The sequence below is a fragment of the Stenotrophomonas sp. TWI169 genome (assembly GCF_039674705.1).
GTDB classification, from domain to species: Bacteria; Pseudomonadota; Gammaproteobacteria; order Xanthomonadales; family Xanthomonadaceae; genus Stenotrophomonas; species Stenotrophomonas maltophilia_P.
Genome location: NZ_JBDJOB010000027.1, coordinates 1 through 13,303, shown reverse-complemented (window position 1 = coordinate 13,303; position 13,303 = coordinate 1). Strand labels below are relative to the sequence as shown.

Genomic DNA, 13,303 nt, shown 5'->3' with positions numbered 1-13,303 from the left:
CAGAGGATAAACAGCAGGACGCGATGCCGGGATGATGAACACGCCGCTCGACAGGCCCTTGTTCAGCTAGCTGTCTGGAACCCCGCGACGGCGCTTTACCCCGCTCCCGACTGGCGGTAGGCGGCCAGCGCTGCATCCCGGCCGGCGGCCAGATCCACCAGGGGGCTGCGCGGATACTCCGGCGCGTGCTCGGCCAGCCACTGCGGATGCTGCCACGGCGCGAAGCGCGCCTTCACCGGCAGCGCCGCCAGTTCCGGTACCCAGCGGGTGATGTAGCGCGCCTGAGGATCGAACTTTTCGGCCTGGGTGACCGGATTGAACACGCGGAAGTAAGGCGCTGCATCCGCACCGGTACCGGCCACCCACTGCCAGCCCATCGTGTTGTTCGCCAGGTCGGCATCGACCAGTGTGTCCCAGAACCAGCGTGCGCCATGCAGCCAGTGCGCGCGCAGGTGCTTGCACAGGTAGCTGGCGACGATCATCCGCACCCGGTTGTGCATGTAGCCGGTATGCCACAGCTCGCGCAGGCCGGCATCCACGATCGGTACGCCGGTGTTGCCGCGCTGCCAGTCATGCAGCTGGCCGGCGCTGGGCGTGGCCCACGGAAAGCGGTCGAAGCGCGGGTTGAGGTTGCCGGTGGGGGTCTCTGGAAAGTGATGCAGCAGGTGGTAGGCGAAGTCACGCCAGCCCAGTTGCCGCAGGTAGCCATCGATGTCGGCGTCGGTACCGGCGCTGCGCAGCCCTTCCAGCGCATGGGCGATGCGCCAGGGCGCGATCTCGCCGAAGTGCAGGTGCGGTGACAGCCGCGAGGTGCCGACCCGGTCCGGCAGGTCGCGCTGCGCGCGATAGCCTCGCAGCGCGCCGTCCTTGAACACCGAAAGCGCCTCCAGCGCGCCGGCCTCTCCCGGCTGCCAGTGCTCCCAGAAGCCCTCGTCCCAGCCGAGCGCCGGTGCCAGCCCGAGCGCCTGCAGCGACTCGCCTTCGACGGCATGCGTTGCCAGTGCCGAGGGCGCCGCCTGCAGCCCGGGCAGGCGCCAGTGACTGAGCACGTTGCGCCAGTAGGGGGTGAACACCTTGTACGGCTGCCCCTGCTGGGTGGCGATATCCCACGGCTCGAACAGCAGACTGCCGTTGCAGCTCTGCGCATCGATGCCCTGCTCGCGCAGCGTGCGCTTGATGGAGGCATCACGTGGCTGGGTGGCGGGCTCGTACTTGCGGTTCCAGTACACCGCCGTGGCACCGGTCCGTGCGATCAGTGCCTGCAGCACCGGCAGGCTGTCGCCGATCTGCAGCACCAGGGAAGAACCGCGGCCACGCAGATCCGCATCCAGCGCGGCAAGCGAGCGATGACGCCAGGCGTTGGATGCCGCTCCCGGCGCCCACTCGCCTTCTTCGTGCGGCGCGTGGATGTACACAGGGACCACATCGTGCCCCGCATCCAGTGCGGCCTGCAGGGCCGGATTGTCCTGCAGCCGCAGGTCGCGACGGAACCAGACCAACGCTACCGACACGTGCACCGCCTTTGCTGTGGAAGGCGGCCATGATAGCCAGCACAGGTGAAGACCGCGCAGGGGTGCAACGCCGTCCGCAGCCGGACTACTTCCCGGCGTCGAAACGCTGCATGGCTTCGCGGATCAGCGTACGCGCCTCGGCCGCGTTGCCCCAGCCCTGCAGCTGCACCGGGTTGCGTCCAGCTGGCAGATCCTTGTACACGCGGAAGAACGCCTCGATGCGCTGCCGCTCGATCTCCGGCAGATCGGCCAGATCGCGGACGCCTGCATAGCTCGGATCAACCTTGTCGGTCGGCACGCCGATGACCTTCTCGTCATGTTCGCCGCCATCGATCATCTTCAGATAGCCGATCGGGCGGAAGCGGATGATCACGCCGGGGTGCAGGGGTTCACGGGTCAGCACCAGCGCGTCCAACGGATCGTTGTCGCCCGCCAGCGTGCGCGGCATCGAACCATAGTTGGCCGGATAGGCCACCGGCATCGACTGGAAGCGGTCGACGTGGACCAGCCCGTCGTCCTTGATCTCATACTTGGTGAAGCTGCCAGCGGGAATTTCCACGGCCAGGTTCATCTCCTGCGGTGCCTGCTGCGGCTGGGCCGCCAGGAACGGATGCAGCACCGCATCAGCGGCGGCCACCGCACCGGCCAGCAACAGCAGAGCGGCACCGATGGCAGCAAGAGGAACGATGCGTCGGGGCATGGTCATCGGCGTCTCCTTATTCCCAGCAACGGTCGGCGCGACCCTTGGCAGTCTGCGCGCGCGGGCAGTCGCGTGGCGTGATGCGGCCTTCGGTCAGCTCCGTGCGCTGCTTGCCCCCGCTGGCGTCGCGGTGCAGCTCGAAAGCATCGTACAGCTGCCCGGTCACCGTGCGCGCCTCATAGCGCAGGCGCTGCGGATCGATGCGCAGCACCTGGAACAGCTGGGTGTCCTCGGCCACCGGGGCCATCGTCCTTCGGGCTTCATCGGAAAGACGGTACTGCTTCGGTCCCGCCACGGTCACCACGTACTGCGGTGTGGCGGACTGTCCTTCGCCACGGCGGCCATAGGTGTGGTCATGCCCCTGCAGCACCAGATCCACCTGGTGACGACGCACCACCGGCAGCAGCACGTCACGCAATGCGGCGTTCTCGCGGCCTTCGCGCGGCGAGTAGAAGGGCTGGTGCAGCATTACGATGGTCCACGGCTGCGGATTGCCGGACAGCACCTTGTCCAGCCAGTGTGCCTGGGCCTGGGCGGTGCCGAGATCGAGTGCCGAGGTTCCATCAAGCACCGCCACGCGCACGCCCTGCGCATCGAACCAGTAGCTGGTCTGCTGCGCGGCAGCGGCGCCATTGCCCGGCAGTGCGAAGGTCACCGGCCAGTGCCGGCCCAGCACACGGCGTTCCTGCGGAGTGTCCTCGAACTCCTCGAAATACTCGTGATTGCCGATGGCAGGCGCCACCAGTGTTTCCTGCGCCAGCCAGCCGGTGGCGGCGAACCATTCGCCCCATTCACTGTCGTCCACACCGTCGCCGCCGCTGACCAGGTCACCTGCGAACAGGCTCAGGCGAGCGTCCGGTGCCGCCTTCTGCGCGGCCCGGACCACGCGGCTGACGTGACTGAGATTCTTGTTCTGGGTATCGCCGAAGTACAGCAGCGTCAGCGGCTGCCCGGCGGTGGCCAGCGTGCGCAGCTGGTTCCATGCACTCCAGCCTGCCCTGCCCTGCACACGGTAGATGTATGCGGTATCCGGCTGCAGGCCATCGATGTCAACGCGGTGATGGTGCGACAGGCCGTTCTCGGTCTGCAGCGCCCGCGTGGTCGCGCGCAGCGCGCGAATGCCTTCGATGGCCGGCGAATCGCCGGCACGCGCGATCTCCAGCAGTGGCGCCTGTACGCTGCCATCCGTGCGCCAGGCCACGGCGAATCCGTGGCTGGGGTCGGCCGAGGGCGAGGCAACGATACGATCCGGCAGTGGCGATGCCGCATAGTGGCGGCTGCCCGCAGGCACCTGCGTGTTGGGTTCGACCGCCGCGGTGACCAGCAGAGGCAGGGCCAGCAGCAGGCTGGCGACGAACGCGCGCGTGCTGTGCCGCCTCATGCGCCACACTCCAGCGGCAGCGCCAGCTGCCTGGCAATGCTTTCCCAGTCAAAGGCGACCACGCCCTGATCGTCATGCACCGCATACAGCGCACCGTGCGGGAACCGCGTGCTGGGCTGCTGCATCAGCCAGATGCCATCGGTGTTGGCCACGGTATTGCCCTGGAAGGCACCGACCGGCTTCAGCGTGTGCCGATCGAACAGATGGAACACGCTGCGCTGCTTGCCCTGCTCGGTGGTGATCCACCAGCCGTCCTTGCCGCAGGTCCGCAGGGTCACCCCTTCGGCCTGCGCCTTGAACACGTCACGGCCGAAGGTGGTGCCGGTGAAGCGGCCTGCCAGCGTATAGACCTTGAACTCGCTGGCGTAGCTCTCATCCTCTTCGGCAATCAGCAGACGGTCGTTGTCCGGATCGCCCCAGATCGATTCGACCACGCGCAGCGCACCGGCCTCACTGGTGTCGCCGATGTCGGCGATGCGATTCGCGTCGATCTTCGCGCCGTCGCGGGAAACGTGGTACTGGCGCACGCGCTTGTCCAGTTCCGCCAGCGGCGGCAGGATGTCGCGGCCCTGTGCGTCCTCGCCGTTGTCCCAAGAGTCCGTGACGTAGACGCTGTAGCCCTCCGCCCTGCGATCGACCCACAGCCCGTAGGGTTTGCGCAGATCTTCGGCAGCGAACGTCGCCAGCGGTGTGAAGTCCGGCAGGGACAGGACCTGGACCCGGTGATTGTCGCGTTCCACGATCCACAACAGGTCGTCGGTCACGGCGATGCCATTGGGGCGATCGAACTGTCCCAGGCCGGTACCGGTGGCACCGACGTCGCGCAGGTGACGGCCGGTGCTGCCGTCATACACCACCAGTTTGTCGGTGGCCTTGGCGGTGGCGATCAGCCAGATCTGCCCGTCCGGCGTGCGCCAGGTTGCGGGCGAATCGATGTTGTCGGCGGGCGTGAGTGGCGAGACGAACGCCTCGGCAACGGTGGCCACCGTGCGCGCCGGAGGCGTCGGCGACGCCGCATGTGCTGCCGGCGCGCGGTCGGGCGCTGGCGTGCAGCCCACGACCAGCGCGGTTGCGATCGCTGCCACGAGCACCGGAACGTGCCGCCCCATCACAGCGCCACCTTCAGGCCCAACGCATAGGTGCGGCCGTATTCTTCCATCTGCAGCGTGCGCGAGCGCGTGCCCTGGTACAGCTCCAACGGCTTGTCCAGCAGGTTCTGCGCCTCGAAGTACAGGCTGACGCGCGGGCTGAAGCGATAATCCAGCGAGAAGTCGAGCTGCGTGTTGGGTGCCACGTAGATGTCGAATGCACGCCCCTTGCCGATGCTGTCCAGATACTCGCTGCGGTACACCGCAGCCAGGCGGGTGCTCAGGCCATATTTCTCGTAGCCGACATGCGCGCTGTACACGTGCTTGGAGGCACGCGGCAGCGTGAAGTCCTCGCCGGCACGGTCCGCGATGCCGGCATCGAATTCGGTATCCAGCCAGGTGCCGCTGGCCCCGACCAGAAGACCGTCGAAGCCTGCCGGCAGGAAGGCCAGCTGCTGCTGCCAGTTGAACTCGGCGCCGCGTACCGTGGCCTTGCGGCCATTGATCGGCTGGGTCACGTCGAAGCCGTCGTAGTCCAGATCATTGGTACGCACGGTTTCCACGATATAGCCGTCGATGGACTTGTGGAACAGGCCAAGCGAAACGATGCCGGTGCTGCCGATGTACTTTTCCACCGACAGGTCGATGTTCTTCGACTCGTACGGATCCAGCTCGGGATTGCCCAGCCGCACTTCCTCGTCGCCGCGGCTGTAGCCCACACGGGGCGAAACGTCGCCGAAGGACGGGCGCGAGACGGTCTTGTTGGCCGAGGCGCGCAGCACCCAGTCATCGGCTGCGTCGTAGCGCAGATGCAGGCCCGGCAGCACATTGGTGTAGCTGTTGTTGGCCACGCGCGGGTTGACGGTGAAGCTGCGCCCGTTGGCCGCCACCTCGACCTGGTTGCCCACCGCCTTGAAACGGGTGTTCTCCACGCGTGCGCCGCCGATGATGCGCAGCGCGCCGATATCCCAGGTCCCCATCGCATAGCTGGCGAAGATGTCTTCGCTGGCCACATAGTCCTCTTCCAGCGATGCCAGGGCATTGGCGCCGGCATCCTGCGGCCGGGCGCTGTACTGGCTGCCATTGGCCGCCCAGTAGGCCCGCATCGCCGCCGAATCCATGCCATCGCCCAGGTTGCCATGGCGATGCTCGGGGGCCGACGTGGTCCAGCTCGACAGTGCCACCTTCGGGCCCACCCGCAGCTCACGCTCGTCGGTATTGACATCGCGGTCGCGCCAGCGGCCCAGCAGGCCGAACTTCAGGCTGCTGCTGTCGCCGTCGAAGCGTACGTTGACCTGCGCGCTGTGCTCCTTGTCGTTGACCTGCTTGGGCGAAAGCACGAAGCGGTCGAAGGCGTAGTTGCCGTTGTCCAGCCACTGCGGGTTGTCGAAACTGTAGGTCGGCAGCCGGCTGCGCTGGTCCAGGGTGCCGTTGAAGTCATCACCATCCAGTGTGAACCGCGCCTCCATCTCGTCGTTCACCCGCTCCTCGGTTCGGGTGTAGCCGATCCGGTAATCGACCACCGCGCTGGTCAGCCGGTTCTCGCCACCGAGGCTGGCTGCGAAGGTGTTCTCCTTCTTGGTGCGGTAACGCATGCGCTTGTCGATCGCATCGCCCGGCATGTCATCCAGCCGGTACTGGTCGGTGCCGGTGCGCACCATGTCGGCATCGTCGAAATTGAAGATCACCCGCTGGCGGGTCTCGGCATCGTCGAACTGGCTGTACAACGTGCGCAGGTAGTACTTGCTGTCTTCATTCGGGCGCCAGTCCAGGTTGAGGTTGGCGCCGATGCGCTTGCGCTCGATCTCGTACTTGCGGTGCTGCAGGTTGATCGCGGTGACATCCCCCGGTGCAGCATCATCCTCGCCGTCGTACTCCACTTCGGTGTTGTCCGATTCAAACCTGCGCTTCTGGTAGTTCACGCCCAGCGCGATGCCGAACGTATCGGCGAACACTTCGCTGTAGTTGAAGGCGGCCTTCGGGCTGGTTTCGCCCGAGAGCTGCTGGTGGCTGCCTTCGATCTTGGCGCGCAAGCTGCGCCCGTCGCGATCGAATGCCGAGGCCGATTCGACCAGGACCGCACCGCCGATCGCGTCGCCGGGCATGTCCGGCGTTGGCGACTTGACCACGCGCAGCCGCTCGGTGGAGTCGGAGGGAATGACATCCAGCGGCGCAGCGCGGCTGGAGTCCTCCGGCGTGCCCACGGCGATTCCATCGACGCTGACGCTGTTGAGGTTGGCGTCCAGGCCCCGGATGACCACGAAACGGCCTTCGCCCTGGTCGCGGGTGACGCTGATGCCGGGTAGACGCTGCAGCGATTCGGCCACGTTCTTGTCCGGATACTGGCCAAGGGCGTCGGAAGACACGGCGTCTTCGATCGCGTCGCTGCTGCGCTTCAGATCGACCGCGCGGATCTGCGATTCGAGCTGCGCACGCACCTCGATGCGGTCCAGGTCGATCGCATCGACCGCCGCTGCCCCCGTGGCGGCGACCGTCTGCTGGGCGGCGGCCTGCAGCGGAGCGCTGGCCCCCATCGCCAGGGGCAGCGTGATGGCAACGGCCAACGGCGTCTTGATATGCACTGGGAATCCCCATTCCTGTTAAGAATGGGTCTGGACGGTATGTCCGCAAGGTTGCATGGCCATGACAGACGCCCTCGATCCGCGCCCGCTGGCTGCGCTCCGTTTGGGGTTCCGCACCCCGATCCGGCAGAATGATCGCCTCTCCCTTCCCCCTTTTCCGACCATGAAGATCGTCGAAGTGCGACACCCGCTGGTGCAGCACAAGATCGGCCTGATGCGCAACGCCGCGCTCAGCACCAAGGATTTCCGCGAACTGGCCAACGAGCTGGGCACGCTGCTGGCCTATGAGGCCACCGCTGACCTGGACACCGAGCCGCACACCCTGCCCGGCTGGGCCGGTCCGGTGACCGTGCAGCGCATCGCTGGCGCCAAGATCACCGTGGTGCCGATCCTGCGGGCCGGCCTGGGCATGCTCAGCGGCGTACTGTCGCTGATCCCTGCCGCCCGCGTGAGTGTGGTCGGCCTGCAGCGCGATGAGGAAACCCTGCAGCCGGTGCCGTACTTCGAGCGCCTCACCGGGCGCCTGGAAGAGCGCGATGCGCTGATCCTGGACCCGATGCTGGCCACGGGCGGCACCCTGATCGCCACCATCGACATGCTCAAGCGGGCCGGTGCGCGACGCATCAAGGGCATTTTCCTGGTCGCCGCTCCGGAGGGCATCGAAGCGGTCAAGGCAGCGCATCCGGATGTGGAGATCTACACGGCGGCAATCGACGCCCAGCTCAACGAAAAGGGCTACATCCTGCCGGGCCTCGGCGACGCGGGCGACCGCATCTTCGGCACCCGCGTCGGCTGACCGGTGCGCCGGGGTCAGATCCCTTTCGCAGAAAGGGCTCCGACCCCGGCACTCACCCCAGCGCGCGCGCCTTCAGTTCACCCTGCTCGTGCAGGGTCACGAAACGCCCCTTGTCGTCGCGCCCCAGCTGGGCCAGTGCGACCTGCGGGTCGTGGGTAAAGAACAGATGCACGTTGCGCGCCAGCTTGTCCTCCAGGAACTGCCGCTTCTCGTCGATCAGCAGTTCCGCGTTGCGGTCATATCCCATGGTGATCGGCACGTGCACCCACGAGCGCCCCGGAATCAGGTCAGCGCAGAACACCACGCCACCGCGAGCAACCTCGCCTGCATGCCCATGGCCGACGATCTCGGCCAGCATCAGCCCCGGCGTATGCCCATCGCTGTAGCTGAAACGCACGCTGCTCCCCAGCGCCCGGGAGAACTCGCCGTCGACCACTTCCAGGCGCCCACTGGCCTGCAGCAGCCCGGGCAGCTCCGGGATGAAACTGGCGCGGTCGCGCGGGTGCGGCTGAAGTGCGCGCTGCCAGTGCTGTGCACCGACCACATAGGTGGCATTGGGAAACAGCAGTTCGGGCTCGCGCCCCTCGCTCCATGCTGCCAGCAGGCCACCGGCGTGGTCGAAGTGCAGGTGGCTGAGGACCACCACGTCGATGTCCTCATGTTCGAAGCCCGCCTCGCGCAGCGAATCGATCAGCACGTGCTGGCTTTCCTGCACGCCATAGCGCTCGCGCATGCGCGGATCGAAGAACGCGCCGATGCCGGTTTCAAACAGGACCGTCTTGCCCTCCAGCGGGCTGGCCAACAGCGCGCGGCATGCCAGCTCGATACGGTTCAGCTCATCCGGTGCCGCCCATTTTTCCCACAACGCACGGGGTGCGTTGCCGAACATCGCACCGCCGTCGAGGCGCTGCGAGTTACCACGAATCGACCAGAGTTTCATGCGCCGATTATCGTCGGCAGGCCGTTAAATAATCGCTAGAACGAAACTGCAGCGCCCTGCCGTTGCGGGCAGGGCGCCGCGGCTCACCGTCGGCCGGATGGGACCCGGCGAGCCCGGCCGTTACCTGCCGGGCACCACCTGGGCGCTGCCGACCGGGTTGCGCGGATCGCTGCCGCCGAACAACCGGTTGCTCCTGCGATCCCATTCCACCGTCTGCAGATTGCCCCAGACGTGGCTGGAGCCGCGGCCACCGGCGGCGACATTCCCCGGCAGATCGATCTTGTGGCCCATCGCCTGCAGCTGCTTCACGGTGGCCGCGTCGAACGCGTTGTCTTCGGCCTCGATCAGGTCCGGCAGCCACTGGTGGTGGTAGCGTGGCAGCGCGGCGACCTGCTGCGCGTCCAGGCCGGCGTCGTAACCAAGGATGCCCAGCAGCACCATGGTGATGATGCGGCTGCCGCCGGGGGTGCCCAGCACCACGACCTTGTCGGCGTTCTCCATGAAGGTCGGCGTCATCGAGCTGAGCATGCGCTTGCCCGGCTTCGGTGCGTTGGCCTCGTAGCCCATCACGCCGAACGCATTGGGCGTGCCCGGCTTCAGCGCGAAATCGTCCATCTCGTTGTTCAGCAGCACACCGGTGCCCTTGGGTATCAGGCCCGAGCCATACAGCAGGTTGACGGTCTGGGTGGCGCCGACGCGGTTGCCATCACGGTCGATGATCGAGAAATGGGTGGTCTCGTCGTCCTCCAGTGGCGTCGGATTGCCCGACAGCAGGTCGCTGGGCGTGGCCTTCTCCGGATGGATGGTGGCACGCAGGCCCTGCGCGTAATCCTTGCTGGTCAGCACTTTCTGCGGGATCTGCACGAAGTCCGGATCGCCCAGGAAGAACGTGCGGTCGCGGTAGGCGCGCCGCATCGATTCGACTACCAGATGGGCGCGGTGCGCCGGATCCATCTGCTTGATGTCCCAGCCTTCGAGGATCTGCAGCATGCTGGCCAGGGCGATGCCACCGGACGACGGCGGCGGCGCCGTGGTGATCTTCCAGCCGTTGTAGTCGAAGACGATCGGCTCGCGCTGCTTCACCCGGTAGCCGGCCAGCTCCTCGGCGGTCCAGCGGCCACCGGCCTGCTTCACTCCGGCCAGCAGCAGCTTGCCGGTCTGGCCCTTGTAGAAGCCATCGAAGCCACCTGCCGCCAGCCGCTCCAGCGTCTGCGCCAGTTCCGGCTGCCGGAACACATCACCGGTGGCGATCGGCCTGCCGTTGCGCAGGTACACCTCGCGGGTCCCGGGGTAACGCTCCATCACCTCGCGGCGCGAGGCATAGCCCTTGGCCATCCGCTCGTACACCGGGAAGCCATCGCGGGCGATGCGGATGGCCGGTTGCAGCGAGACCGCCAGGGGCAGCCTGCCGTGCCGGGCCGAAAGCTCCACCAGCGCCGCAGGCAGGCCGGGGATACCCGCCGACCAGGCGCCGTTGACCGAGCGGTCGCGGTCCAGGTTGCCCTTCCCGTCGAGGAAGGCCTGCGGCGTGGCAGCAGCCGGCGCGGTCTCGCGCGCATCCAGCATCACGTCCTTGCCGGTGGCCGCGTCATGCAGCAGGAAGAAGCCGCCACCGCCCAGGCCGGAACTGATCGGCTCGACCACCGCCAGCGTCGAGGACACCGCCACCGCGGCGTCGAACGCGTTGCCTCCCTGCGCAAGGATGTCCACGCCGGCCTGGGTGGCCAGCGCGTGGCCGCTGGCAATGGCAGCGCCATCGGGACGTTCGGCACGGGCCGGCGCATCGGCCCAGGCAAGCGGGCTCAGCAACAGGCCGAGCAGCAACACGGGACGGGCGAGCAGCGTCTTCATTCGGATGGGGGCTCCGCGTAGAGTTCGGGATGATCGTGCTGCAGCCGGCGCAGTTTGGCCAGCAGCTGGTCTTCCGTTTCCACGATCTCCGGGTCCGGATCGATGCATTCGACCGGGCAGACGACCACGCACTGTGGCTCGTCGAAATGGCCCACGCACTCGGTACAACGGGCGGGGTCGATCACGTAGATGGTTTCACCCATCGCAATGGCCTGGTTCGGGCAGGCCGGCTCGCAGACGTCGCAGTTGACGCAGAGCTCATTGATTTTCAGCGACATGGCGATACTCCTCGCCCGCGCCTTGGGACAAAGGACCGGCCAGCGCGGGCGCGCGGGCCGGTCAGGTCATCGGTGGCGCCCGCTACAGGCGCCACCCGGGCCACGTTGCAACGTGGCCGCCACGGCTCGGTCTTACTTGGCTTCGACGAAAATGTACTCGGCACCGGTCGGCTGCACGGCCGCCTGCACGCGGGCGTTGTCGGCCGACTGGCCGATGAAGACGACGCGCACGCCCTTCATCGAATCCGGCGACACGTCCTTGAACACGGCCTGGATCATGTCCGCCATCTTGCCCGAGGCCGACGAACCGAAGGCCAGCATGTTGCCCGGCTGCACGCCACGGGCCACGGCTTGGGTCGCGCTCTCGGTCTGGCGCTCGTACTTGGCCTGGAAGTCCGGGTCCGATTCCGGCGAGAGGTAGTACAGGAACGGGCTGTTGGAGATGTTGCCCATGTTCTGGATGGCGACTTCCTGCAGGTACTTCTTCCAGCCTGCGTCGTCGTCCTTGGACGGGGCGACCAGCGCCTGCTTGGCTTCGTCGACCGGAGCGGCCTCTTCCTTCTTGCAGGCGGTGAAGGCCAGGGCCAACGAGGCGATCAGCATCGCGCGCATGGTGGTGTTCATGGTTTCCTCCCGGAATGGTGCGTGGTGTTGTACGTAAGGGGTGCGGGTACGGCGGGGCTTATGACTGGGTCGATTTCGCCTCGCGGACCCTGCGCAGGGCTTCGAGCACCGCGGCCGGCACGAAGCCGGACACGTCGCCGCCCAGGCGCGCGATCTCGCGGACCAGCGAAGACGAAATGAAGCTGTGCTGCTCGGCCGGCGTCAGGAACAGGGTCTCGACTTCCGGGATCAGATGGCGGTTCATGCTCGCCATCTGGAACTCGTATTCAAAGTCCGACACCGCGCGCAGGCCGCGCAGCAGGACCCCGCCCTGGACGGAGCGTACGAAATGGGCCAGCAGGGTATCGAACCCGCAGACCTCGACGTTGCCATGGTGGCCCAGGGCATCCCGGGCCAGCTGCACGCGCAGTTCCAGCGGCAGGGTCGGCCCCTTGGACGGGCTCTGCGCCACGCCGACCACGACCTTTTCAAACAGCGGCGCGGCCCGGTTCACCAGGTCGATATGACCGTTGGTGATCGGATCGAACGTGCCGGGGTAGACGGCAATGCGGCGGTTGGCCACGGTCATGGGCGGTTGCAGATGTTCAGATGAAGTCAAAGTGTAGCAGTGGCGCGGCGGTACAGGGCAAAGCGCACCTCACGGGTGCCGCCCTCGCGGTGCAGCAGCCAGTCCGGCGGCAGCACCGGGACGTGACCGGCCGGCGACTCCAGGTAGAGCCAGGCGTCGGCTGCCAGATGCCGCGGCAGCTGGGCCAGCACATCCTGCCAGAGGCCATCGGCGAACGGCGGGTCGATGAACACCAGATCCGCCTGCTGCGCGGGCGCGCCCTGCAGCCAGCGCAGGGCATCGGCCTGGACCACGGTGATCTGCGCGCTGGCCTGCAGCTTGGCGACGGCGGCCGACAGATTGCGGCCGAGCTGGGCATCGCGCTCGACCAGGGTGGCGTGAGCGGCGCCGCGCGAGACGGCTTCCAGGCCCAGCGCGCCGCTGCCGGCAAACAGGTCCAGCACGCGGGCCCCGGCCAGTCGGGGCATCAGCCAGTTGAACAGGGTCTCGCGTACGCGGTCACTGCTGGGCCGCAGGCCCGGCAGGTTCGGCACCGGCAGGCGGGTATTGCGCCAGCGCCCGCCGATGATGCGGACCTGGCCGTCATTGCCCCCACGGCCGCTCATCGGCGGCACCTGCGGGGGGTGTTCGAGAATTTCAGCATGAGCGGGATTGTAGTTCGGCCGGGCGGCGCCCGGCACCCGCAGAAGCCAGAGCAACGGCTGGAGCAACGGCTGGAGCAACGGCAAAGGCTGGTTTCCTGGGGGTTGGCGGGGTGGGTCAGGTTGTGGGGGACGCCGTGAACCCATCCCTGGGGGCTTGGCCGCGGCATCCATGCCGCGGACACCCCCACAACCTGATCCACCCCGCCTTCGACCGTTTCCTGCGATCTGTCGGAACGGCTCTTGGGGTCAGATCCGTTTTCCTGTGGAATACGGATCTGCCCCTGGCTTGGATCTCGAGATCGGAGAGATTTCAGCCACGCACGGCGTGGATCTACTGGCC

At 67.1% G+C, this 13,303-nt stretch carries 12 protein-coding genes; 1 reads left to right on the top strand and 11 read right to left on the bottom strand.

The features are described from left to right. Nucleotides 1-95: 95 nt before the first annotated feature. The 5 genes from ABE543_RS16640 to ABE543_RS16620 all read right to left on the bottom strand — a co-directional run bounded on the left by ABE543_RS16640 (nucleotide 96) and on the right by ABE543_RS16620 (nucleotide 7,262). Nucleotides 96-1,511: a deoxyribodipyrimidine photo-lyase gene (locus tag ABE543_RS16640; RefSeq protein ID WP_346475919.1), complete on the bottom strand. Its 1,416-nt coding sequence runs from the start codon at nucleotides 1,509-1,511 to the stop codon at nucleotides 96-98. Nucleotides 1,512-1,596: 85 nt separating this feature from the next. Further along, nucleotides 1,597-2,217, bottom strand: coding sequence for an inorganic diphosphatase (locus tag ABE543_RS16635; protein WP_346475918.1), 621 nt, complete (start codon nucleotides 2,215-2,217; stop codon nucleotides 1,597-1,599). A 10-nt stretch (nucleotides 2,218-2,227) separates the two neighbouring features. Further along, complete coding sequence (locus ABE543_RS16630; protein ID WP_346475917.1) at nucleotides 2,228-3,592, bottom strand: metallophosphoesterase family protein; 1,365 nt, start codon at nucleotides 3,590-3,592, stop codon at nucleotides 2,228-2,230. After that, the gene (locus tag ABE543_RS16625) at nucleotides 3,589-4,701 is read right to left on the bottom strand and encodes a phytase (RefSeq protein WP_346475916.1); all 1,113 of its coding nucleotides are present in this window, start codon (nucleotides 4,699-4,701) and stop codon (nucleotides 3,589-3,591) included. Before ABE543_RS16625 ends, ABE543_RS16630 begins: the two co-directional genes overlap by 4 nt. Further along, nucleotides 4,701-7,262: a TonB-dependent receptor gene (locus ABE543_RS16620; protein WP_346475915.1), complete on the bottom strand. Its 2,562-nt coding sequence runs from the start codon at nucleotides 7,260-7,262 to the stop codon at nucleotides 4,701-4,703. The genes ABE543_RS16625 and ABE543_RS16620 overlap by 1 nt, the downstream gene beginning before the upstream one ends. A gap of 163 nt (nucleotides 7,263-7,425) precedes the next feature. Here ABE543_RS16620 and upp point away from each other — a divergent pair, with 163 nt between their 5' ends. Beyond that, nucleotides 7,426-8,058, top strand: coding sequence for a uracil phosphoribosyltransferase (gene upp / locus ABE543_RS16615; protein ID WP_346475914.1), 633 nt, complete (start codon nucleotides 7,426-7,428; stop codon nucleotides 8,056-8,058). 52 nt (nucleotides 8,059-8,110) lie between these two features. Here the strand turns inward: upp and ABE543_RS16610 are convergent, their stop codons facing one another. From ABE543_RS16610 to rsmD, 6 genes are all read right to left on the bottom strand, one after another. After that, nucleotides 8,111-8,998: an MBL fold metallo-hydrolase gene (locus ABE543_RS16610; RefSeq protein ID WP_053517318.1), complete on the bottom strand. Its 888-nt coding sequence runs from the start codon at nucleotides 8,996-8,998 to the stop codon at nucleotides 8,111-8,113. Between the two features lie 120 nt (nucleotides 8,999-9,118). Next, the gene (gene ggt, locus ABE543_RS16605) at nucleotides 9,119-10,849 is read right to left on the bottom strand and encodes a gamma-glutamyltransferase (RefSeq protein WP_197600423.1); all 1,731 of its coding nucleotides are present in this window, start codon (nucleotides 10,847-10,849) and stop codon (nucleotides 9,119-9,121) included. Further along, the gene (locus tag ABE543_RS16600; protein WP_053517316.1) at nucleotides 10,846-11,127 is read right to left on the bottom strand and encodes a YfhL family 4Fe-4S dicluster ferredoxin; all 282 of its coding nucleotides are present in this window, start codon (nucleotides 11,125-11,127) and stop codon (nucleotides 10,846-10,848) included. Before ABE543_RS16600 ends, ggt begins: the two co-directional genes overlap by 4 nt. 132 nt (nucleotides 11,128-11,259) lie before the next feature. Beyond that, nucleotides 11,260-11,751 (bottom strand): hypothetical protein, encoded by a 492-nt coding sequence (locus tag ABE543_RS16595; RefSeq protein ID WP_053517314.1) that lies wholly within the window; start codon nucleotides 11,749-11,751, stop codon nucleotides 11,260-11,262. A gap of 58 nt (nucleotides 11,752-11,809) precedes the next feature. Then, a complete protein-coding gene (coaD, locus tag ABE543_RS16590) occupies nucleotides 11,810-12,319 on the bottom strand; it encodes a pantetheine-phosphate adenylyltransferase (RefSeq protein ID WP_053517312.1) in 510 nt (169 codons plus the stop codon). A gap of 26 nt (nucleotides 12,320-12,345) precedes the next feature. After that, a complete protein-coding gene (gene rsmD / locus ABE543_RS16585; RefSeq protein WP_346475913.1) occupies nucleotides 12,346-12,924 on the bottom strand; it encodes a 16S rRNA (guanine(966)-N(2))-methyltransferase RsmD in 579 nt (192 codons plus the stop codon). Between the last annotated feature and the right edge of the window lie 379 nt (nucleotides 12,925-13,303).

Excerpts from the sequence above, each read along its gene's own strand:
- ABE543_RS16635 (WP_346475918.1), bottom strand. The coding sequence starts at position 2,217 with ATGACCATGCCCCGACGCATCGTTCCTCTTGCTGCCATCGGTGCCGCT.
- ABE543_RS16630 (WP_346475917.1), bottom strand. The coding sequence starts at position 3,592 with ATGAGGCGGCACAGCACGCGCGCGTTCGTCGCCAGCCTGCTGCTGGCC.
- ABE543_RS16625 (WP_346475916.1), bottom strand. The coding sequence starts at position 4,701 with ATGGGGCGGCACGTTCCGGTGCTCGTGGCAGCGATCGCAACCGCGCTG.
- upp (WP_346475914.1), top strand. The coding sequence starts at position 7,426 with ATGAAGATCGTCGAAGTGCGACACCCGCTGGTGCAGCACAAGATCGGC.
- ABE543_RS16610 (WP_053517318.1), bottom strand. The coding sequence starts at position 8,998 with ATGAAACTCTGGTCGATTCGTGGTAACTCGCAGCGCCTCGACGGCGGT.
- ggt (WP_197600423.1), bottom strand. The coding sequence starts at position 10,849 with ATGAAGACGCTGCTCGCCCGTCCCGTGTTGCTGCTCGGCCTGTTGCTG.
- ABE543_RS16600 (WP_053517316.1), bottom strand. The coding sequence starts at position 11,127 with ATGTCGCTGAAAATCAATGAGCTCTGCGTCAACTGCGACGTCTGCGAG.
- ABE543_RS16595 (WP_053517314.1), bottom strand. The coding sequence starts at position 11,751 with ATGAACACCACCATGCGCGCGATGCTGATCGCCTCGTTGGCCCTGGCC.
- coaD (WP_053517312.1), bottom strand. The coding sequence starts at position 12,319 with ATGACCGTGGCCAACCGCCGCATTGCCGTCTACCCCGGCACGTTCGAT.
- rsmD (WP_346475913.1), bottom strand. The coding sequence starts at position 12,924 with ATGAGCGGCCGTGGGGGCAATGACGGCCAGGTCCGCATCATCGGCGGG.